This is a genomic window from Serratia sp. HNCC26DJ206 (assembly GCF_057180605.1).
The window spans coordinates 58,390-79,984 of sequence record NZ_JBXUGP010000002.1; the positions used below are offsets into that span (position 1 = coordinate 58,390).

At 54.0% G+C, this 21,595-nt stretch carries 23 protein-coding genes; 22 read left to right on the forward strand and 1 reads right to left on the reverse strand.

Annotated features, from left to right (window positions below; genetic code table 11):
* Positions 1-46 precede the first annotated feature (46 nt).
* Complete coding sequence (gene suhB / locus AC2A1E_RS01675) at positions 47-850, reverse strand: inositol-1-monophosphatase (protein ID WP_484382429.1); 804 nt, start codon at positions 848-850, stop codon at positions 47-49.
* 242 nt (positions 851-1,092) lie between these two features.
* Here suhB and trmJ point away from each other — a divergent pair, with 242 nt between their 5' ends.
* From trmJ to AC2A1E_RS01785, 22 genes are all read left to right on the forward strand, one after another.
* Positions 1,093-1,827 carry a tRNA (cytosine(32)/uridine(32)-2'-O)-methyltransferase TrmJ gene (gene trmJ, locus AC2A1E_RS01680; RefSeq protein ID WP_459401699.1) on the forward strand — a complete coding sequence of 245 codons (735 nt, stop codon included), beginning with the start codon at positions 1,093-1,095 and terminating at the stop codon, positions 1,825-1,827.
* Positions 1,828-2,022: 195 nt separating this feature from the next.
* Positions 2,023-2,517 carry a Fe-S cluster assembly transcriptional regulator IscR gene (iscR, locus tag AC2A1E_RS01685; RefSeq protein ID WP_459401700.1) on the forward strand — a complete coding sequence of 165 codons (495 nt, stop codon included), beginning with the start codon at positions 2,023-2,025 and terminating at the stop codon, positions 2,515-2,517.
* Positions 2,518-2,572: 55 nt separating this feature from the next.
* On the forward strand, positions 2,573-3,787 hold the full coding sequence (locus AC2A1E_RS01690; RefSeq protein ID WP_484382278.1) for an IscS subfamily cysteine desulfurase: 1,215 nt from the start codon (positions 2,573-2,575) through the stop codon (positions 3,785-3,787).
* A gap of 24 nt (positions 3,788-3,811) precedes the next feature.
* Positions 3,812-4,198: a Fe-S cluster assembly scaffold IscU gene (iscU, locus tag AC2A1E_RS01695; RefSeq protein ID WP_004952090.1), complete on the forward strand. Its 387-nt coding sequence runs from the start codon at positions 3,812-3,814 to the stop codon at positions 4,196-4,198.
* Between the two features lie 88 nt (positions 4,199-4,286).
* Positions 4,287-4,610, forward strand: a complete 324-nt coding sequence (gene iscA / locus AC2A1E_RS01700) for an iron-sulfur cluster assembly protein IscA (RefSeq protein WP_024913153.1) — start codon at positions 4,287-4,289, stop codon at positions 4,608-4,610.
* Between the two features lie 68 nt (positions 4,611-4,678).
* On the forward strand, positions 4,679-5,200 hold the full coding sequence (gene hscB / locus AC2A1E_RS01705) for a co-chaperone HscB (RefSeq protein WP_459401702.1): 522 nt from the start codon (positions 4,679-4,681) through the stop codon (positions 5,198-5,200).
* Between the two features lie 26 nt (positions 5,201-5,226).
* On the forward strand, positions 5,227-7,077 hold the full coding sequence (hscA, locus tag AC2A1E_RS01710) for a Fe-S protein assembly chaperone HscA (RefSeq protein ID WP_484382279.1): 1,851 nt from the start codon (positions 5,227-5,229) through the stop codon (positions 7,075-7,077).
* A gap of 2 nt (positions 7,078-7,079) precedes the next feature.
* Entirely contained in the window at positions 7,080-7,415 is a 336-nt protein-coding gene (gene fdx / locus AC2A1E_RS01715) for an ISC system 2Fe-2S type ferredoxin (RefSeq protein ID WP_076942754.1), read from the forward strand.
* A gap of 157 nt (positions 7,416-7,572) precedes the next feature.
* A complete protein-coding gene (gene iscX / locus AC2A1E_RS01720; protein WP_006327336.1) occupies positions 7,573-7,773 on the forward strand; it encodes a Fe-S cluster assembly protein IscX in 201 nt (66 codons plus the stop codon).
* A gap of 85 nt (positions 7,774-7,858) precedes the next feature.
* The gene (pepB, locus tag AC2A1E_RS01725; protein ID WP_484382280.1) at positions 7,859-9,154 is read left to right on the forward strand and encodes an aminopeptidase PepB; all 1,296 of its coding nucleotides are present in this window, start codon (positions 7,859-7,861) and stop codon (positions 9,152-9,154) included.
* Positions 9,155-9,225: 71 nt separating this feature from the next.
* The gene (gene sseB / locus AC2A1E_RS01730; protein WP_484382281.1) at positions 9,226-10,062 is read left to right on the forward strand and encodes an enhanced serine sensitivity protein SseB; all 837 of its coding nucleotides are present in this window, start codon (positions 9,226-9,228) and stop codon (positions 10,060-10,062) included.
* A gap of 193 nt (positions 10,063-10,255) precedes the next feature.
* Positions 10,256-10,681, forward strand: a complete 426-nt coding sequence (gene ndk, locus AC2A1E_RS01735; RefSeq protein WP_004952077.1) for a nucleoside-diphosphate kinase — start codon at positions 10,256-10,258, stop codon at positions 10,679-10,681.
* A 230-nt stretch (positions 10,682-10,911) separates the two neighbouring features.
* Positions 10,912-12,093, forward strand: a complete 1,182-nt coding sequence (rlmN, locus tag AC2A1E_RS01740) for a dual-specificity RNA methyltransferase RlmN (RefSeq protein WP_484382282.1) — start codon at positions 10,912-10,914, stop codon at positions 12,091-12,093.
* A gap of 97 nt (positions 12,094-12,190) precedes the next feature.
* Complete coding sequence (gene pilW, locus AC2A1E_RS01745) at positions 12,191-12,934, forward strand: type IV pilus biogenesis/stability protein PilW (RefSeq protein ID WP_484382283.1); 744 nt, start codon at positions 12,191-12,193, stop codon at positions 12,932-12,934.
* The gene (gene rodZ, locus AC2A1E_RS01750; RefSeq protein ID WP_484382284.1) at positions 12,924-13,913 is read left to right on the forward strand and encodes a cytoskeleton protein RodZ; all 990 of its coding nucleotides are present in this window, start codon (positions 12,924-12,926) and stop codon (positions 13,911-13,913) included. The genes pilW and rodZ overlap by 11 nt, the downstream gene beginning before the upstream one ends.
* A gap of 47 nt (positions 13,914-13,960) precedes the next feature.
* Positions 13,961-15,082 carry a flavodoxin-dependent (E)-4-hydroxy-3-methylbut-2-enyl-diphosphate synthase gene (gene ispG, locus AC2A1E_RS01755; protein ID WP_459401711.1) on the forward strand — a complete coding sequence of 374 codons (1,122 nt, stop codon included), beginning with the start codon at positions 13,961-13,963 and terminating at the stop codon, positions 15,080-15,082.
* 140 nt (positions 15,083-15,222) lie between these two features.
* On the forward strand, positions 15,223-16,497 hold the full coding sequence (gene hisS, locus AC2A1E_RS01760; RefSeq protein ID WP_484382285.1) for a histidine--tRNA ligase: 1,275 nt from the start codon (positions 15,223-15,225) through the stop codon (positions 16,495-16,497).
* Between the two features lie 13 nt (positions 16,498-16,510).
* The gene (locus AC2A1E_RS01765) at positions 16,511-17,131 is read left to right on the forward strand and encodes a YfgM family protein (RefSeq protein WP_484382286.1); all 621 of its coding nucleotides are present in this window, start codon (positions 16,511-16,513) and stop codon (positions 17,129-17,131) included.
* Between the two features lie 11 nt (positions 17,132-17,142).
* Positions 17,143-18,324 (forward strand): outer membrane protein assembly factor BamB, encoded by a 1,182-nt coding sequence (gene bamB / locus AC2A1E_RS01770; protein WP_484382287.1) that lies wholly within the window; start codon positions 17,143-17,145, stop codon positions 18,322-18,324.
* A gap of 323 nt (positions 18,325-18,647) precedes the next feature.
* Positions 18,648-20,138 (forward strand): ribosome biogenesis GTPase Der, encoded by a 1,491-nt coding sequence (gene der / locus AC2A1E_RS01775; RefSeq protein WP_484382288.1) that lies wholly within the window; start codon positions 18,648-18,650, stop codon positions 20,136-20,138.
* Between the two features lie 266 nt (positions 20,139-20,404).
* On the forward strand, positions 20,405-21,361 hold the full coding sequence (locus tag AC2A1E_RS01780; RefSeq protein ID WP_484382289.1) for an AEC family transporter: 957 nt from the start codon (positions 20,405-20,407) through the stop codon (positions 21,359-21,361).
* Between the two features lie 12 nt (positions 21,362-21,373).
* Complete coding sequence (locus tag AC2A1E_RS01785) at positions 21,374-21,595, forward strand: zinc ribbon domain-containing protein (RefSeq protein ID WP_484382290.1); 222 nt, start codon at positions 21,374-21,376, stop codon at positions 21,593-21,595.

The window sequence follows — 21,595 nt, forward strand, 5'->3', positions numbered from 1 at the left end:
ATGTGCAGCGTTTTTCTTGGTAGTTCAGTAAGTTGAACCTGCCATCTTAGCGCTTCAGCGCTTCACTCAGTTCTTCACGCATGGCTGAAAGCAGAGATTTCACCACGCGTGGGTTACCAGCGACAATGTTGCCAGAACTGAAGTGGTTGTGGCCGCCAACAAAGTCGGTCACCAGGCCGCCTGATTCGCGTACCAGCAGCTCACCTGCGGCAAAATCCCAAGGCTTCAGGCCGATTTCAAAGAAACCATCAACGCGGCCAGCAGCCACGTAAGCCAGATCCAGCGCCGCAGAACCGGTGCGACGGAAGTCGGCACACTGGGTGAACAGTTTACCCACCAGATTGATGTAGGCCGGAGCATGCTGTTTGACTTTGAACGGGAAGCCGGTGGCCAGGATGGTGCCATCCAGATCTTTGGCATTGGTGCCGCGCAGGCGGTAACCGTTGAGCTGTGCGCCCTGACCACGGGTCGCGGTGAACAGTTCGTTACGCATAGGATCGTAAACTACCGCCACTTCGGTGCGGCCTTTGATGCGCACGGCGATAGAAACAGAGAAGTGTGGAAAACGTTTGATGAAGTTGGAGGTGCCATCCAGTGGATCGATCACCCATTGTACGTCCTGATCAACGCCAGCCAACTCACCACATTCTTCACCAATGATGGTGTGTTGTGGGTAAGATTTACGGATGATGTCGATGATCAGATGCTCTGCATCGCGATCGACGTTAGTGACAAAGTCGTTTGACCCTTTTTGTGTCGCTTCTACAGCGTCTGGGGTTTCGTAATTTTTGACAATCAGGTTACCGGCCTTGCGCGCAGCGCGCACGGCGATAGTCAGCATCGGATGCATGGGTATCTTCCACAGGATGTTAAAGAACAGGAAACGGCGCGAAGTGTAGCAGGTATTCGGCAAAATGCCTAATCCCCTTCATCCTTCAAGCTGCATCTTTGTTGGCATCCTTGTTCACCCCAGTCACTTACTTGTGTAAGCTCCTGGGGCTTCACTGCGTTGCCGCCTCGATGCAACTCGAATGATTTTGGGGATATAGCTGTGTTAGAATGCTACGATTTTCCGCTACGCTCAGAGTTTGTATGCTGCACAACATCCGCATTGTCCTGGTCGAAACCTCCCATACCGGTAACATGGGCTCCACTGCCCGTGCCATGAAAACCATGGGATTAACCAATCTTTACCTGGTTAATCCGTTGGTCAGGCCTGATTCACAGGCGATCGCTCTGGCGGCTGGTGCCAGCGATGTCATCGGTAATGCCACCATTGTTGATACCTTTGATGAAGCGATTGCCGGTTGTAGCCTGGTGGTGGGCACCAGTGCGCGTTCGCGTACTTTGCCTTGGCCGATGCTGGAACCTCGTGAATGTGGGGTGCGCGCAATACAGGAAGGGGAACAGGGGCCGGTTGCCTTAGTGTTTGGCCGCGAGCGCGTTGGTTTAACGAATGATGAATTGCAAAAATGTCATTATCATGTCGCTATTCCTGCCAACCCGGATTACAGCTCGTTGAATCTGGCGATGGCGGTGCAGATCCTGGCGTATGAAGTGCGCGTTGCCTATCTCGATCGCCAGCAGCAAGGTGTTCAGCCACAGGAAGAGACACCTTATCCGCTGGTGGACGATCTTGAGCGTTTTTATCAGCATCTGGAGCAAACGCTGTTGCATACCGGCTTTATCCGTGCGGCACATCCGGGGCAGGTCATGAGCCGTTTGCGGCGTTTATTTACCCGGGCGCGCCCGGAAGCGCAAGAGCTGAATATTTTGCGTGGGATGCTGACGTCGATCGAAAAACAGGATAAACATCAAGGTAATTAATCGTGATGTTGTCTGGTAGCTACGGGCAATAGCATTATTTATCCGGTAGTTATAAGATGTATTTTATATGCATTGGATGGAATAAAGCACGAAATGTGCTAATAGTTGAGTAAATTAGTAGGTTAAATAGTTGACTGTATTACTCGGGAATGTCAAACTTTCGGCCATGTTTGACCAACAGGTAACCATTTAGCTATGAGACTGACATCCAAAGGCCGTTATGCCGTAACTGCTATGCTCGACGTAGCATTGCATTCCCAGGAAGGGCCGGTACCATTGGCGGATATTTCTGAACGCCAGGGTATCTCGCTCTCTTATCTGGAACAATTATTCTCCCGTCTGCGCAAGAATGGCCTGGTGGCCAGCGTGCGTGGGCCGGGTGGTGGTTATCTGCTGGGCAAAAACGCGGGTGAGATCGCGGTAGGTGCGGTGATCTCGGCCGTCGACGAGTCGGTAGATGCTACCCGTTGCCAAGGCAAAGAAGGCTGCCAGGGCGGCGATCGTTGTCTGACCCATACCCTGTGGCGCGATCTGAGCGAGCGCATCAGCGGGTTCCTGAATAACATTACGCTGGCTGAACTGGTCAACAACCAGGAAGTGCTGGACGTGGCGGATCGTCAAAATAACGATACGCGCCGCACGGCCAATGGCCGAGCGCAAGAAACGATCAACGTTAATCTGCGCGCATAAGCAGCTGGCGATAAATTTATTCGTTTTTGGAAGTGATGTACGGAGCACTAGAGCAATGAAATTACCGATTTATCTGGACTACTCGGCAACGACTCCGGTCGATCCACGTGTCGCCGAGAGGATGATGCAGTTTTTGACCCTGGACGGTACTTTCGGCAACCCGGCTTCCCGTTCCCACCGTTTCGGGTGGCAGGCGGAAGAAGCGGTCGATATCGCCCGCAACCAGATCGCCGAACTGGTTGGCGCGGACCCACGTGAAATCGTGTTCACTTCTGGGGCCACTGAATCTGACAACCTGGCGATTAAAGGCGCAGCCAATTTCTATCAGAAGAAAGGCAAGCACGTCATCACCAGCAAAACCGAACATAAAGCCGTGCTGGACACCTGTCGCCAGCTTGAGCGCGAAGGCTTTGAAGTCACCTACCTGGCGCCGCAGAGCAACGGGATTATCGACCTCAAAGAACTCGAAGCCGCCATGCGCGAAGACACCATTCTGGTTTCTATCATGCATGTGAATAATGAAATCGGCGTGGTGCAGGATATCGAAGCGATCGGCGAAATGTGCCGTGCACGCGGTATCATCTACCATGTGGATGCCACTCAGAGCGTGGGCAAATTGCCGATCGACCTGAGCAAATTGAAAGTCGATCTGATGTCTTTCTCTGCCCACAAGATTTATGGCCCGAAAGGCATCGGTGCGATGTACGTGCGTCGTAAGCCGCGTATCCGTATCGAAGCCCAGATCCACGGTGGCGGCCATGAGCGCGGTATGCGTTCCGGTACTTTGCCGGTTCACCAGATCGTCGGCATGGGCGAAGCCTATCGCATTGCCAAAGAAGAAATGGCGAGCGAAATGGCGCGCTTGCGTACCTTGCGCGATCGTCTGTGGAACGGCGTGAAAGATATGGAAGAAGTGTATCTGAACGGCGATCTGGAGCACGGTGCTCCGAACATTCTCAACGTCAGCTTCAACTATGTTGAAGGTGAGTCGCTGATCATGGCGTTGAAAGATCTGGCGGTTTCTTCAGGTTCTGCCTGTACCTCTGCCAGCCTTGAACCTTCCTATGTACTGCGTGCATTGGGGATGAGTGATGAGTTAGCGCACAGCTCGATCCGTTTCTCCCTGGGGCGTTTTACCACGGAAGAAGAGATCGATTACACCATTTCGCTGGTGCGCAAATCCATCGGCCGTCTGCGCGACCTTTCTCCACTGTGGGAAATGTTCAAGCAGGGTGTGGATATCAGCAGCATCGAATGGGCACATCATTAATTCTCAGGATTCAGGAGCAACATCATGGCTTATAGCGAAAAAGTAATCGATCACTACGAAAACCCACGCAACGTAGGATCTTTTGATAACGAAGATCCTACCGTTGGCAGCGGCATGGTAGGGGCACCGGCCTGTGGCGACGTGATGAAGCTGCAAATCAAGGTCAACAATGAAGGGATTATCGAAGATGCCCGCTTCAAGACCTACGGTTGTGGTTCTGCTATTGCGTCCAGCTCGTTGGTCACCGAATGGATGAAAGGTAAGTCGCTTGATCAGGCTGAAGCGATCAAAAATACCCAGATCGCCGAAGAGCTGGAATTGCCGCCGGTTAAAATTCACTGCTCGATTCTGGCCGAAGACGCCATTAAAGCAGCTATTGCCGACTATAAAAGCAAACACAGCGCCAAGTAATTTTTTCAGTGATACCCGATAGATTTTCAGCCACTGCCAACTGCGCCGTAGAGTGAAAGATAAAGGGTATATTGAGTGTGAGGTTGTTATGTCGATTACTATGAGCGACAGCGCTGCACAGCGTGTTCAGGCGTTTTTGAATCACCGCGGCAAAGGTCTTGGCTTGCGTCTGGGAGTGCGAACTTCTGGCTGTTCCGGGATGGCGTATGTGCTCGAATTTGTTGATGAAACGAACGATGACGACATCGTTTTTGAAGACAAAGGCGTCAAGGTGATCATTGATGGCAAGAGCCTGGTCTACCTTGATGGCACGGAACTTGATTTCGTTAAGGAAGGCCTGAACGAAGGCTTCAAGTTCAACAACCCGAACGTCTCAAGCGAGTGTGGCTGCGGCGAAAGTTTTAACGTCTGACAGTCCATCGTGCTCCCCCGCAATACGCGGGGGAACCTTAACCATCACGATAACGCCCAGAGCACGCTATGGATTACTTTACTTTATTCGGGCTACCGGTTCGCTATAACGTGGACGGCAGCTTGCTTACCTCGCGCTATCAGGATTTACAGCGCCAATTTCACCCCGATCGCCATGCTCTCCAGCCTGAACGTGAACGCCTGATGGCGTTGCAGCAGGCAGCCACTATCAATGAAGCCTATCAGTCGCTGAAGCACCCGTTAAAACGCGCGGAGTATATGTTATCTTTGCACGGTTTTGACTTGCGCAACGAGCAACACACGATGCGTGACACCGCGTTCCTGATGGAACAGTTGGAACTGCGTGAAGAGCTGGATGCCATTGAGCGCAAGCCCGATGCAGAAAGCGCGCTTGCCGCTTTTGCTGCGCGCCTGAACAATACATTTAAGCAGCGTAGTGCTCAGATGGTGCAGGAACTGGATAGTCAGCAGTGGCCGCAAGCCGCGGACACCGTGCGTAAATTACGTTTTTTGGACAAACTTCAGCAGCAAGTTGAACAACTCGAAGAAAAATTGCTGGGTTTTGAGTAATACATTCTGATTGTGGAAGCCCTAACATGGCCTTATTACAAATTAGTGAACCTGGTCTCAGCGCCGCGCCACACCAGCGCCGTCTGGCTGCCGGGATCGATTTAGGCACCACCAATTCGCTGGTTGCTACCGTGCGCAGCGGGCAGGCGGAAACGCTGGCCGACGAGCAGGGGCGAGAGCTGCTGCCTTCGGTCGTGCATTATCAGGCCGAAGAGCATCACGTAGGTTGGGCCGCACGCGCGCAAGCAGCACAAGATCCGGCTAATACCATCAGTTCGGTCAAACGCATGATGGGCCGTTCTCTGGCCGATGTGCAGCAACGCTACCCAAACCTGCCGTATCAGTTTCAGTCCAGTGATAATGGCTTGCCGATGATGGCGACGGCCGCTGGCCTGGTTAATCCGGTCGGGGTGTCTGCCGATATCCTCAAGGCACTTTCTGCACGGGCCACCGCTGCATTAGAAGGCGAACTCGATGGTGTGGTGATCACCGTTCCGGCTTATTTCGACGATGCACAGCGCCAGGGCACCAAAGACGCCGCGCGTCTGGCTGGTCTGCACGTGTTGCGCCTGCTGAATGAGCCCACCGCCGCGGCGATCGCCTACGGGTTAGACTCGGGCCAGGAAGGGGTGATTGCCGTTTACGATCTGGGTGGTGGCACCTTTGATATTTCCATTCTGCGCCTCAGCCGTGGGGTGTTTGAAGTGCTGGCTACCGGTGGTGATTCCGCGCTGGGTGGCGATGATTTCGATCATCTGCTGGCCGACTGGTTGCGTGAGCAAGCCGGTGTGGCCGACCGTAGCGACCACGGCGTGCAGCGCCAACTGCTGGATGCGGCGATCGCTACCAAAATCGCCCTGAGCGATGCGTTAAGCACCCAGGTTGAGGTTGCTGGCTGGCAAGGCGAAGTGACCCGTGAACAATTCGAATCACTGATCGCTGCCTTGGTAAAACGCACCCTGCTGGCCTGCCGCCGCACGCTGAAAGATGCTGCCGTTAGTGCCGACGAGGTGCTGGAAGTGGTGATGGTTGGCGGTTCTACCCGCGTGCCGCTGGTGCGTGAGCAAGTGGGCGAGTTCTTTGGCCGTACACCGCTAACTTCTATCGATCCCGATAAAGTGGTCGCCATTGGCGCTGCGATCCAGGCGGATATTCTGGTGGGCAATAAGCCGGACAGCGAAATGCTGTTGCTGGATGTGATCCCGCTGTCGCTGGGCCTGGAAACCATGGGCGGCCTGGTTGAGAAAGTGATCCCGCGTAACACCACCATTCCCGTGGCGCGTGCGCAAGAGTTCACTACCTTTAAAGACGGCCAGAATGCGATGATGATCCACGTGCTGCAAGGGGAGCGTGAACTGGTGCCGGATTGCCGCTCGTTAGCACGCTTCACGCTGCGTGGCCTGCCGCCGTTGCCTGCGGGCGGGGCGCATATTCGTGTCACCTTTCAGGTAGATGCCGATGGCCTGCTGAGCGTGACGGCGATGGAAAAATCTACCGGCGTTGAAGCCTCTATTCAGGTGAAGCCTTCTTATGGGCTTTCTGATGCCGAAATTGCCGACATGATCAAAGACTCCATGGCTAACGCACAAGGCGATATCGGTGCGCGCATGCTGGCTGAACAGCGGGTTGATGCTTCACGCGTGCTGGAAAGTCTGCAAGGGGCTTTGGCGAGCGATGCTGCGCTGCTGAGCGATGAAGAAAGTCAGGCGATCAATACTGCGGTAGAAAACCTACAGCAGACGATGCAGGGCACCGATCCTGCGGCGATCGAAGCCGCCATAAAAGTCGTTGATGCGACAACCCAAGATTTTGCCGCGCGCCGCATGGATGCCTCCATTCGCCGCGCGCTGGCTGGCCATTCTGTGGATGAGGTTTAACCATGCCAAAAATTGTTTTCCTGCCCCATCAAGATTTATGCCCAGAGGGAGCAGTACTGGAAGCGGAGAAAGGGGAAACCATCCTCGACGTTGCGCTGCGTAACGGAATTGAAATCGAACACGCCTGCGAGAAATCCTGTGCCTGCACCACCTGCCACTGTATCGTGCGTGAAGGGTTTGATTCACTGGCCGAAAGTAGCGAGCTGGAAGATGACATGCTGGACAAAGCCTGGGGGCTGGAGCCAGAAAGTCGCTTGAGTTGCCAGGCGCGCGTCACCGATGAAGATCTGGTGGTCGAGATGCCGCGCTATACCGTCAACCACGCGCGTGAGCACTAATTTACCCTTCGTCTTTCAAGCCGCAGCGTTGTTGACTGCACTCGCTCACCCCAGTCACTTACTCAAGTAAGCTCCTGGGGATTCACGAGTTTGTCGCCTAGCTGCAACTTGAAATCCATTGGGTAAAATGAGGCACAATGTACTGCTGGAGATAATCATGGGACTAAAGTGGACCGACAGCCGCGAAATCGGCGAAGCCCTGTACGATCAATACCCGGACACCGATCCGAAAACCGTGCGTTTTACCGATATGCACCAATGGATCTGCGATCTGGAAGAATTCGATGATGACCCACAGGCTTCCAACGAAAAAATACTGGAAGCGATCCTGCTGGTCTGGTTAGATGAAGCGGAATAAATAGCGTAACGGGCTGCCATTGGTGGCCCGTTTATATTGTATCCAATACGATTAATAAAAGAATAATCCGGACTGGAGTAAGGCTATGACAACTGAAATCATGCAGATCACGCTGTCCCACGACGCCGCCGATGCGCGCTGGGGTGAAAAAGCACTGCTGAGTACCAACAACGACGGCATGACTATCCATCTGATCGGTAATGGCAAGTTGGGCGCGATCCAGCGTGCCGCGCGCAAGATTGACGGCCAGGGCATCAAGAAAGTGAAACTGGCCGGTGAGGGCTGGGGCCTGGAACAAAGCTGGGCCTTCTGGCAAGGATTCCGTGGGCCAAAAGGCCAGCGCAGCGTTGAATGGGCTGAATTGCCAGCAGCAGAGCGTAACGAGCTGGATCAACGCTTGAAGATCGTCGACTGGGTGCGTGACACCATCAATCTGCCAGCAGAAGAACTCGGGCCAGAGCAATTGGCGACTCGCGCAGTTGACCTGATGTGTGACGTTGGCGGCGCTGCGGTCAATTACCGCATCACCAAGGGCGAAGATCTGCGCGAACAAAACTATGCTGGTATCCACACCGTTGGCCGCGGTTCCGATCGTTCGCCGGTGCTGCTGGCGCTGGATTTCAACCCGACCGGCAATCCGGATGCCCCGGTGTTTGCCTGCCTGGTAGGCAAAGGTATTACTTTTGATTCCGGTGGTTACAGCCTGAAGCAAAGCGCATTTATGGATTCGATGAAATCCGATATGGGTGGTGCGGCGACGATCACCGGTGCGCTGGCGTTGGCGGCGGCTCGTGGCCTGAAACAGCGAGTGAAACTGTTCCTGTGCTGTGCAGATAACATGGTCAGTGGCAACGCGTTTAAGCTGGGTGATATTATCCGCTACCGCAATGGCAAAACCGTTGAAGTGATGAATACCGATGCCGAAGGGCGGTTGGTGCTGGCCGATGGTCTGATCGACGCCAGTGCGCAGAACCCAGAACTGATTATCGATTGCGCTACCTTGACCGGTGCGGCAAAAACGGCACTGGGTAATGATTATCACGCCCTGTTCAGTTTTGATGATGCTTTGGCGCAGGAACTGCTGGCCAGCGCTGACGATGAGCATGAACCCTTCTGGCGCTTGCCGTTGGCGGAGTTCCACCGCAGCCAGTTGCCATCGAACTTTGCTGAATTGAACAACGTAGCCGGTGCGGCGCATAGCGCGGGGGCCAGTACCGCAGCGGCCTTCCTGTCGCACTTCGTGAAAAATTACCAGAAAGGTTGGTTGCATATTGATTGCTCCGCCACCTACCGCAAAGGTGCTGTCGAGCAGTGGTCTGCCGGTGCCACCGGCCTGGGCGTGCGCACGCTGGCTAATCTGCTGCTGAGTAAAGCCAAATAATTGCCTGGTTTTAAAATGACGTTTTCCCTAAGGGTTCAGCATGCTGAACCCTTAATACATTGGAGTAAGCAATGAGTTCCCACCATCATGATGACGATGCCGTTGCGGGCGAAAATGAACTTGAGCGCCTTCTGAAACTGGCGGTATCGGAACCGGCACATCGCCCGGCATTTTTCCGCGTGTTGCTGGATTCGACGGTTTACATTCTGGGCGACAGCGAGCAGGTGCAACAGCAAGGTGACATCATGCTGAATGCCGAGACCCCGGTGAATATTCAGCATTGGGAAAAGCAGGGTGGCAGCAGCGTTGTGCCGTTCTTCTCTTCGCTGGCAACGCTGCAAAAAGCGGTGGAAGATGAACAACCCTTTATCGCCATGCCAGCACGCGTGCTGTTTGAAATCACTCAGGGCGCTGAGCTGTTCCTCAACCCGAAAGCGGAATACGGTAAAGAGTTTTTCCCGGATGAGATCGCCATGCTGTTAGCCACCGGCGGGGTAGTGAAACCGGCGGAGCACTACGTCGATAAAGACAGCCAAATCCTGCTGGGCCAGCCTGAAACCTATCCTTCGGCGATGGTGGATGCGTTAACTACGTTGTTTAGCCAACGTAAACCGGTACGCCGCGCGTTTCTGGCGCTGATGCACGATCGGGCGGTGGATGAAAAACCTAATCTGTTGATCGGCCTGGAAGTGGATGGAGAACCGGCTGAGATCGACGCCCTGATCAATGAAGCGGGCAGCGTGGCCAGCGCCACCGCCCCGAATGACGATCCGGTCGATTTTTGCCTGGTATCTGAAAAGGAGCGTGGCGTCAGCCACTATCTGATTACCCATACGCAGCCGTTCTATCAGCGCCGCTGGGGCAGTTGGTTGCGTAATCTCATTCCTTCGACGGATACAACGCAATAAGCATCCCCTTGGGGAGATCGTTGGCCGAGGTAAGAAGCTCCGTCACAGAACATGGGGAATTGAGAGATTTTTTTTAATGAAATGTTGATTTTCCCGTAGGCAAGCGTTAACGGCACACATATAATCTGCGCCACTTGAGAAGGCCGGCACCCCAATTTTCGTCCGGCCTGTTTTGGATCATATAGAGGCCACCATGACCGTAGAACGTACCTTTTCCATCATTAAACCAAACGCAGTAGCTAACAATGACATCGGCGCAATCTATGCTCGTTTCGAGCGCGCGGGTTTCAAAATCATTGCTTCCAAAATGCTGCGCCTGACTCGCGAACAAGCCGAAGGCTTCTACGCCGAGCACAAAGGCCGTCCTTTCTTCGACGGTCTGGTTGAATTCATGACCTCTGGCCCGATCGTGGTTCAGGTGTTGGAAGCAGAAAACGCCGTACAGCGTAACCGTGACATCATGGGCGCAACCAACCCAGACAACGCGCTGGCTGGTACCCTGCGTGCTGATTATGCCGACAGCTTCACCGCTAACGCGGTGCACGGTTCTGACGCAGTAGAATCTGCCCAGCGTGAAATCGCCTACTTCTTCAACGAAAGCGAAATCTGCCCACGTTAATGGCGGCTGTTTTGCTGCTGAAGCAGGCTATTTACCGGTAGATACAATAAAAATGCCGTGAAAGCCGTTCAAGCGTGGAAACCTGCTACCAAAATTTGTACAATGCCGCGCCCCAGGTAAGCCACCTTATCTGGGGCGTGTTTTTAGCGCCTCTCTCTGTGGCCTGAATGACACACTTACTTTCCATTCTTTCGAGCCATAACGTGTAACAACGAGGCCAAGAGATCATTATGTTAGAACCCATCGCGTCTGAAAATAATTCATTAACTGATTCTGCCGTTCAAACGGAACAACCGGCTGCGGCCAAAATTAACCTGCTGGATTTGAACCGTCAGCAAATGCGCGAGTTTTTCGCCAATATGGGGGAGAAACCGTTCCGTGCCGATCAGGTAATGAAGTGGATGTACCACTACTGCTGTGACGATTTCGAGCAGATGACCGACATCAATAAGGTTCTGCGCAATAAGCTGCACAGTGTCGCTGAAATTCGTGCGCCGGAAGTAGCGGAAGAGCAGCGTTCGACGGATGGCACTATCAAGTGGGCGATCAAAGTCGGCGATCAGCAGGTTGAGACCGTGTATATCCCGGACGGCGATCGCGCCACGTTGTGCGTTTCTTCACAGGTGGGTTGCGCGCTGGAGTGTAAATTCTGTTCGACCGCGCAGCAGGGCTTTAACCGCAACCTGCGCGTGTCGGAAATCATTGGCCAGGTATGGCGTGCGGCCAAAATCCTCGGTGCGATGAAAGTCACCGGCCAGCGCCCAATCACCAACGTGGTGATGATGGGGATGGGAGAGCCGTTGCTCAACCTGAACAACGTGGTGCCTGCGATGGAAATCATGTTGGATGACTTTGGTTTTGGCCTGTCAAAACGCCGTGTGACGCTATCTACTTCTGGTGTAGTTCCTGCATTGGATAAACTCGGTGATATGATCGACGTCGCGCTGGCGATCTCGCTGCATGCACCGAACGACAAGATCCGCGATGAGATCGTGCCGATCAACCGTAAATACAATATTGAAACCTTCCTGGCTGCGGTGCGTCGTTACCTGGATAAATCCAACGCCAATCAGGGGCGCGTCACCGTTGAGTACGTGATGTTGGATCACATCAACGACAGCACCGACGATGCGCATCAGTTGGCGGAACTGCTGAAAGATACGCCTTGCAAGATCAACCTGATCCCATGGAACCCGTTCCCTGGTGCGCCTTATGGCCGCAGTTCCAACAGTCGCGTAGACCGTTTCTCCAAGGTGTTGATGGAGTACGGCTTTACGACTATTGTTCGTAAAACCCGCGGCGACGACATAGATGCTGCCTGTGGGCAGTTGGCGGGTGAAGTGATCGATCGTACGAAGCGTACCCTGAAAAAGAGAATGGCCGGGGAACCTATCAACGTACGGGCGGTCTGAACCTTATAGCATGATTTTTTTGTTATCTAACAGCCTGTTATGTGAGCAGCAATCCTTCAGGCGATCGGGTAACATCAGATAAGGAATGAGTGCAAGCATGAAGCTGAAACTGTGGGGTGTGTTATTGGCAGCCGGTTTGCTGGCGGGCTGCTCAAGTTCGGTGCCGGATAAAAACGAACCGGCGGCGGGTCAAACGCGTTTGCAACTGGGTCTGGAATATCTCAATCAAGGTGATATGCAGGCCGCGAAGCAGAATCTGGAAAAAGCAGCAGACGCCGCTCCACAGGATTATCGTACTCAACTGGGTATGGCACTCTACCTTCAGCGGATCGGTGATAACACCGCCGCTGAACAGCGTTATCAGCAAGCGCTCAAACTTGCGCCTGCCAATGGCACTGTTCTGAATAATTACGGTGCGTTTCTCTGTAGTTTAGGGCAGTATGTACCGGCCCAACAGCAGTTTAGCGCTGCGGCACTGGCGCAAGATTACGGCCAGGTTGCCGACAGTCTGGAAAATGCAGGTTACTGTTTCCTCAAAGCCGGGCAAAACGATGAGGCACGCAAGTTGTTGTCGCGGGCGCTGAAGATTGATCCGGACAAGGGCGCTCCACTGTTAGTGGAGGCAGAAAAGCAATTTGGAGAAGGGAAACGCGCGCAGTCGCAACTTTTATTGGATAGTTATCAACATGTTCTGCCGGCCAGTGCCGACAGTTTATGGTTACAGATTCGTTTCGCCGCGTTAGCAGGCCGTCAGGATAGCGTTCAACGTTATGGCAAGCAGTTAGCGCGAAGTTTTCCACAATCCAAACAGTACCAGCAGTTCTTAGCTAATGAATACTGAAGACTCCCAAGATAAAACCGTATCTATGACGACAGGTCAACGTCTGCGTCAGGCCCGTGAACAGCTCGGGCTGAGTCAACAGGCCGTTGCAGAGCGCCTGTGTCTCAAAATGTCTACCGTGCGCGAGATCGAAAGTGACACGCTTTCTGCCGATCTGGCTTCGACCTTCGTGCGCGGTTATATCCGTTCCTACGCCAAGCTAGTACATGTACCAGAAGATGAACTGTTGCCGATGTTGGCAAAACAGGCACCTGCCAGAGTGGCCAAAGTGGCTCAGATGCAGAGCTTCTCGCTGGGCAAACGCCGTAAAAAGCGTGATGGCTGGTTGATGAGCTTTACCTGGTTGATCGTGTTTGTAGTCGTTGGCCTGACCGGTGCCTGGTGGTGGCAAAACCACAAGGCGCAGCAGGAAGAGATTGCGACCATGGCTGACCAATCATCGGCCCAGCTTTCCCAGCACAATAATGATGGTGAACCAGTTCCCTTTAACGATGGTGCTGCTTCTGAGGTTGATAACGGAAGTGCGCCAGAAAATAGCACAGTTCCGGTAACCAATAATGCGGCAGTTGCTCCTGCTCCTGAGCAGACCCCGGCCGCTACAGCGGCACAAACGGCTCCGCAGCTTGTTGTAGCGCCAAGTCAGGCGACTATACCGACAGCCACACCGGTGGCTCCTGTTGCGCAGGCTCAGTTACCGACTGGTGAAGCTGCCGTTGGTGCACCTGCTGACGAGACTAATGGATTGGTGATGGATTTCTCCGCCGACTGCTGGTTGCAGGTGACGGATGCCACGGGCAAAAGCTTGTTCAGCGGTATCCAGAAAGGGGGAACCCGATTGAACCTGGCTGGAACCGCGCCGTATAAACTGACCATTGGCGCACCGGCCGCAGTACAGATTCAATATCAAGGTAAGCCGGTCGATTTAAGCCGGTTTGTTAAGTCAAACCGTGTTGCTCGTCTGACTGTTGCCGCGCAGTAATTGCGCGGCCATTGTCGTTACGTCAGAGCAACAATGGAGAGTAAGTGATGCATAACCAAGCACCCATTAACCGCCGCAAATCAACACGTATTTACGTCGGCAAGGTGCCTATTGGCGATGGCGCACCGATTGCCGTGCAGTCGATGACCAACACGCGCACCACCGATGTTGCAGCGACGGTGAATCAAATCAAAGCGTTGGAGCGTGTCGGTGTCGACATCGTCCGCGTTTCCGTTCCCACCATGGACGCCGCTGAAGCATTCCGGCTGATCAAGCAGCAGGTTAACGTGCCGCTGGTGGCCGATATTCATTTCGATTACCGCATCGCGTTGCAGGTTGCCGAATACGGCGTTGACTGCCTGCGCATCAACCCTGGCAACATTGGTAACGAATCCCGTATCCGCTCGGTGGTTGACTGCGCGCGCGACAAAAATATCCCCATCCGCATTGGTGTCAACGGCGGTTCGCTGGAAAAAGATATTCAGGAAAAGTACGGCGAACCTACGCCGGAAGCACTGCTGGAATCGGCAATGCGCCACGTCGATATCCTCGATCGTCTGAACTTTGATCAGTTTAAGGTGAGCGTAAAGGCGTCTGACGTCTTCCTGGCGGTGCAATCTTATCGTTTGTTAGCCTCCCGTATTGACCAACCGTTGCATCTGGGCATTACCGAAGCCGGTGGCGCTCGCAGCGGTTCCGTGAAGTCGGCGATTGGCCTGGGCATGCTGCTGTCGGAAGGCATTGGCGATACCTTGCGTATCTCGCTGGCCGCCGATCCGATAGAAGAAGTGAAAGTCGGTTTTGATATCCTGAAGTCGCTGCGCATCCGCGCACGCGGTATCAATTTTATCGCTTGCCCAACCTGTTCACGTCAGGAGTTTGACGTGATTGGTACCGTCAACGCGCTGGAACAGCGCCTGGAAGATATCATCACGCCGATGGATGTTTCCATTATCGGTTGCGTGGTGAACGGGCCGGGGGAAGCGCTGGTGTCTACCTTAGGCGTGACCGGCGGGCATAATAAGAGCGGTTTTTATGAAGACGGCGTGCGTCAGAAAGAGCGTTTTGACAACGAGCAGATGATTGACCAACTGGAGGCGAAGATTCGCGCCAAAGCAGCGATGCTGGATCAATCCAAGCGCATTGCGGTCAATTTGCTGGAAAAGTAAGCAATAAAGTCGGTGTAGCGGGCATTTAGGCCCGCTTTTTGATGAGCCCTGTGGGCTTAAAAGCGTATCCACATTGAACCGTGGGTGGCAAAGTCCCTATAATCGGGTTCATTTTTATATAAAACGGACAGAGAACTCACGTGGCAAAAAACATTCAAGCCATTCGCGGCATGAACGATTACCTGCCGGAAGACACGGCATTATGGCAGCGAATTGAAGGCACTCTTAAACAGGTGCTGAGCGGCTACGGTTATAGCGAAATCCGCTTGCCGATTGTAGAGCAGACCCCGTTATTTAAACGCGCCATTGGTGAAGTGACCGATGTCGTAGAAAAAGAGATGTATACCTTTGACGATCGCAACGGCGAAAGCCTGACGCTGCGCCCGGAAGGGACGGCTGGCTGCGTGCGCGCCGGTATCGAACATGGTCTGCTGTACAATCAAGAGCAGCGTCTGTGGTACATCGGCCCGATGTTCCGCTATGAGCGCCCACAAAAAGGCCGCTATCGCCAGTTTCATCAGTTAGGGGCCGAAGTCTTTGGCCTGCAGGGGCCGGATATTGATGCCGAGCTCATCCTGCTTAGCGCCCGCTGGTGGAGAGCCTTGGGTATTGCCGAGCATGTCCAACTGGAACTGAACTCAATTGGTTCGTTGGAAGCGCGTGCCAATTACCGTGATGCGCTGGTCGCCTTCCTGGAACAGCATCAGGAAAAGCTGGACGAAGACTGCAAACGCCGCATGTACAGCAACCCACTGCGCGTATTGGACTCCAAAAATCCCGAAGTGCAGGTCCTGCTGAACGATGCGCCGCGCCTTTCTGAGCATCTTGATGAAGAATCCAAAGAGCACTTCAATGGCTTATGTGAACTTTTGACGCTGGCAGGTATCCCATATACCGTCAACGAACGTCTGGTTCGTGGTCTGGATTATTACAACCGCACGGTATTTGAGTGGGTGACCACCAGTCTCGGCGCGCAGGGCACTGTGTGTGCCGGTGGCCGTTACGACGGCCTGGTTGAGCAACTGGGCGGGCGTGCTACTCCTGCCGTGGGTTTTGCCATGGGGCTGGAGCGTCTGGTGTTGCTGGTTCAGGCCGTCAATCCAGACTTCAAAGCGCCGGCTACCATTGATGTTTATGTTATCTCTTCCGGTGCAGGCGCGCAGAGTGCCGCGATGCAACTGGCAGAAAGCGTGCGTGATGCAGCACCGCAGATTAAATTAATGACCAACTATGGTGGCGGTAACTTTAAGAAGCAGATCACCCGGGCAGACAAATGGGGCGCTCGCATTGCCCTGATCCTGGGCGAAAATGAAGTTGCGGCACAGCAGGTGGTGGTTAAAGACCTGCGCAGTGGTGAACAAGAAACGCTGGCGCAAAGCGAAGTCGCAACGCGTCTGGCCTTGATGTTAGGTTAAGGAGAAGGACACCGTGGAAGTCTATACCACTGAAAACGAACAACTTGATGCCGTGCGTAATTTCTTTATCGAAAACGGTAAGGCATTGGCCGTGGGCGTTGTGCTCGGTATTGGTGCCCTGCTGGGTTGGCGCTATTGGCAGAGCCACCAAAACGCCAACATGATGGCGGCTTCGGATGCTTATCAACAGGCCAGCGAACAGCTTGCAGCCGGAAAAGCGGATGATGTGGCTGTGGCTGAGAAATTTATCCAAGCCAACAGCAATAACTACGGCGTACTGGCAGCGTTGCAGTTGGCTAAGCACTTTGTTGAACAAAACGATTTCGCGAAAGCAGAACAGCAATTGGTGATGGCGCAGAGCCAGGCCAAAGATGAAAGCCTGCTGGCGATGATTAACCTGCGTCTGGCGCGTGTGCAGTTGCAGGAGAAAAAGCTGGATGAAGCGCTGAAAACGCTGGATGGCGTGAAGGGCGATGGCTGGTTGGCCATGGTACAAGACGTACGTGGTGACGTACTGTTGGCGAAAGGCGATACCCAAGGTGCCCGTGATGCTTACAGTAAAGGCATCGAATCCAATGCTTCTCAGGCGCTTGCAGGGTTGATGCGCATGAAATTGAATAACTTGTCCAGCTAAGGGGAATTCCCATGCAATTGCGTAAAACACTCTTGGTCGGGCTGGTTTCCGTTGCCTTGCTGAGTGGTTGCTCGCTGTTTAGCAGCGAAGAAGACGTGGTTACCATGTCGCCGCTGCCAACAGTTGAAAATCAATTCACGCCAAATAAAGTGTGGAGCACGTCGGTCGGTGATGGAGTCGGTGAATACTATTCCCACCTGCGCCCGGCGTTCCAGGACGGCACCGTATATGCGGCCGATCGCCGTGGCACCGTGAAAGCGATGGATCTGCTGGAAGGTAAAGAGAAGTGGACGGTTGATCTTTCAGAAAAAACCCGTTTCTTCTCCAGTAACCAACCTGCGTTGCTGTCTGGCGGCCTGACGGTTTCTGGCTCTAACGTGTACGTTGGTAGCGAGAAGGCGATCGTTTATGCGCTGAATACCTCAGACGGTAAAGTGACCTGGCAGACCAAAGTGGCAGGTGAGGCCATTTCCCGTCCGGTGGTTGCCGACGGCATGGTGCTGATCCATACCACTAACGGCCAGTTGCAGGCATTGAATGAGTCTGATGGTGCGATCAAGTGGACGGTCAACCTGGATATTCCTTCGTTGTCACTGCGTGGTGAATCTGCGCCTGCTGTCGCGTTTGGTGCAGCGATCGTCGGTGGTGATAACGGCCGCGTCAGCGCCGTGCTGATGCAGCAGGGTCAGTTGATCTGGCAACAGCGTGTTACCCAACCGAGTGGTGCGACCGAAATCGATCGCCTGAACGATGTGGATACCACCCCGGTGATTGTTGATAACGTGGTGTACGCATTGGGTTACAATGGTAACCTGACGGCGCTGGATCTGCGTTCTGGCCAGATCGTGTGGAAGCGTGAGATGGGCTCAGTGAACGATTTCATCGTTGACGCTGGCCGTATCTACCTGGTTGATCAGGACGATCGTGTTGTGGCAATGAATACCGATGGTGGTGCCAGCCTGTGGCGCCAAAGCGATCTACTGCATCGCGGTTTGACTGCACCTGCATTGTATAATGGCTATCTGGTGGTTGGGGATGCCGAAGGTTACCTGCACTGGATCAACACGACCGATGGCCGTTTTGTGGCTCAGCAGAAAGTGGATAGCTCCGGCTTCCTGTCTGCACCGATTGTGGCTGGCGATAAGCTGCTGATCCAGGCGCGTGGCGGTAAAGTTTACGCTTTCACCCGCTAACGTACCGGTTTGTCTACCCGACAAATTTCAAGTTGCGGCTAGGTGGTAAGCGAGTATTACCAACAGTACCGCAGCTTGAAAGAGTAAGGGGATAACGGCTCCTGATGTTCAGGGGCCGTTTCGTGTTTTTAAAACGACGCTGTCGCTGTGTACTCTAAATAATTCGAGTTGCAGGAAGGCGGTAAGTTTGAGAGTCCCCAGGAGCATAGGCCACTATGTGACTGGGGCGAACAAACGCAGCCAACGCACATGCAATTTGAAGTATGACGAGTCTATTGTGCTGCGTGGTTACGCATTGATTATTAAGTAATGAGGCTTCAACCATGATACCTGTCGTCGCGCTGGTCGGGCGCCCGAATGTGGGTAAATCCACCTTGTTTAACCGTTTAACACAGACGCGCGATGCGCTGGTGGCGGATTTCCCCGGGCTAACGCGAGACCGTAAGTATGGTCGTGCTGAAGTTGAGGGCAACGAATTTATTATCGTCGATACCGGGGGTATTGACGGCACGGAAGACGGTGTAGAAACCCGTATGGCGGGCCAATCGCTGCTGGCGATTGAAGAAGCGGACATTGTTCTGTTTATGGTGGATGCCCGTGCCGGGTTGATGCCAGCCGATCAGGGCATTGCCCAGCATCTGCGCAGCCGTCAGAAGGCCACTTTCCTGGTCGCCAACAAAACCGACGGTATGGATCCTGATACCGCCACCGCCGATTTCTATTCGCTGGGGCTGGGTGAAGTGTATGCGATCGCCGCTTCCCACGGGCGCGGTGTTGCACAGCTGATCGAACACGTACTGGTGCCGTTCCTGCCGGAAAAACCAGAAGAAGCAGAGCTGACCGAAGAAGAGGCTAACGCCGCTTATTGGGCGGCGCAAGACGATGAAATGGCGGAAGACGGCGAAGGCGAAGAGCCGGAAGACGACTTCAACCCGCAGGACTTGCCGATCAAACTGGCGATTGTTGGCCGCCCTAACGTGGGTAAGTCAACACTGACTAACCGCATCCTCGGTGAGGAGCGCGTGGTGGTGTATGACATGCCGGGCACCACCCGTGACAGCATTTATATCCCGATGGTACGTGATGAGCGCGAATATGTGCTGATTGATACCGCCGGAGTGCGTAAGCGTGGCAAGGTCACCGAGACGGTAGAGAAATTCTCGGTAATCAAAACGTTGCAGGCAATTGAAGATGCTAACGTGGTGCTGCTGGTGATCGACGCTCGTGAAGGTATTTCCGATCAGGATCTCTCGTTGTTAGGCTTTATCCTCAATAGTGGGCGCTCACTGGTGATTGCGGTCAACAAGTGGGATGGCATGAGTGAAGAAGATCGTGAGCACGTGAAAGAGATGCTCGATCTGCGCCTGGGCTTCGTCGATTTCGCCCGCGTGCACTTTATCTCTGCGCTGCACGGCAGCGGCGTTGGCAACCTGTTCGAATCGGTACTGGAAGCTTACGACTGTTCGACCCGTCGTGTTAATACCTCGATGCTCACCAAGATCATGCAGATGGCCGCCGATGACCATCAGCCGCCGTTGGTGCGCGGCCGCCGCGTGAAGCTGAAATATGCTCATGCTGGTGGTTATAACCCGCCAATCGTGGTGATCCACGGTAACCAAGTGGCCGATTTGTCGGATTCGTACAAGCGTTATCTGATGAACTATTTCCGTCGTTCACTGAACGTGATGGGCACGCCGATCCGCATTCAGTTCAAAGAAGGGGACAACCCGTTTGCTGGCAAACGCAATACCTTGACCCCGAATCAGATGCGTAAGCGTAAGCGCTTGATGAGCCATCTGAAAAAGTCAAAATAACAGCAATAAGGGCGTGGTAAATAATACCGCGCCCTGAGGTTGATGACAAAGTGGCTTTTGAACCCGAGATACTCGGGTCTAGCGCACCGAGGGGCACTCCGGCGGCTTACGCCGCTACGACCCCTTCGGCACGCTCCCCCTAATAACGGGCTTTGTCAGCAGTCTGAGGGCTTGGTAAATGATACCGCGCCCTATTTTTATCTGCCTGAAAGCGTTTTATTATCTGCGTATTACCACCTTCTTACCGGCACCAGCGAAGGAACGTCATGTCCTGGGAAACCTGGAGTTTTGCATTTAATGTTACCGTCCCGAATTTGCTGATGATGCTGTTGGGGATCGTGCTGCGTCACACGCGGCTGATGGACGATCGTTTTATCGACGGTGCCAGCAAGCTGGTGTTCAACCTGGCGCTGCCCTGCCTGTTGTTTTTCAGCATTGCCACCAATCATCCACAGCTGCGGGATAACTTTCCGCTGGTGATTTATGGCGCGTTGGGCACTCTGGTTACCTTCTTATTGCTGGAGGTCGCGGCTAAGTGGTTGGTGAAAGAACCCCGCGAACGCGGCGTGTTTGTGCAAGGCGGCTTCCGTGCCAATACGGCGATCGTTGGCCTGGCCTACGCCATGAGCGCCTATGGTGATGAAGGCGTGGCCATCGCCTCGCTGTATCTGACCGTCACGGTGATCCTGTTTAATGTGCTGTCGGTGATTACTCTGACGCGCAGCTTGCAGGGCGGCGAGGGTAAGAAGATCAAGCACCTGTCCTTGTTGCGCAGCATCGTCACCAATCCACTGATTATTGGCTTGCTGAGTGGCTTGGCCTATGCGCAAACCGGGCTGGGGATACCGCAGGTGTTCAAACAGACCGGCAGTTATATCTCCGGGCTTTCGCTGCCGTTGGCACTGCTGTGTACCGGTGCCAGCCTCGATTTACGCGCCATGTTCCGTTCTTCCAACGTCGCTGCGTTATCGTCATCCGCTAAGCTGTTTTTGGTGCCGATGCTGATGACGTTGGGGGGATGGCTATTTGGTTTCCACGGTGCGGCGCTGGGGATTATCTTCCTATTCTCGGCGACGCCGACGGCGTCGGGCAGCTATGTCATGACTCGCGCGATGGGCGGCAATGCCACGCTGGCTGCCAATATTATTGCCATCACCACCGTAGGCTCATTTTTTACCACCGCGTTGGGGATTTATCTCCTACGCTCGTGGGGCGTGATTTAATCGGGAGGAAAGATGGACGCACCTTGCCCAAACTGTGCTCAGCCGATGAGCTGGGTGAATGGTCACTATCACTGTGATACGTGTAACAGCAACTACCGGCAGCTTGCTGAGTGCCCCGACTGTGGGCAACCATTGCAGGAGTTGAAAGCCTGCGGCGCGGTGGATTATCTGTGCCAACATGGCCACGGGCTGATTTCTAAAAAGCGCGTCAAGTTCAGCTATCAGCCGCTTTAA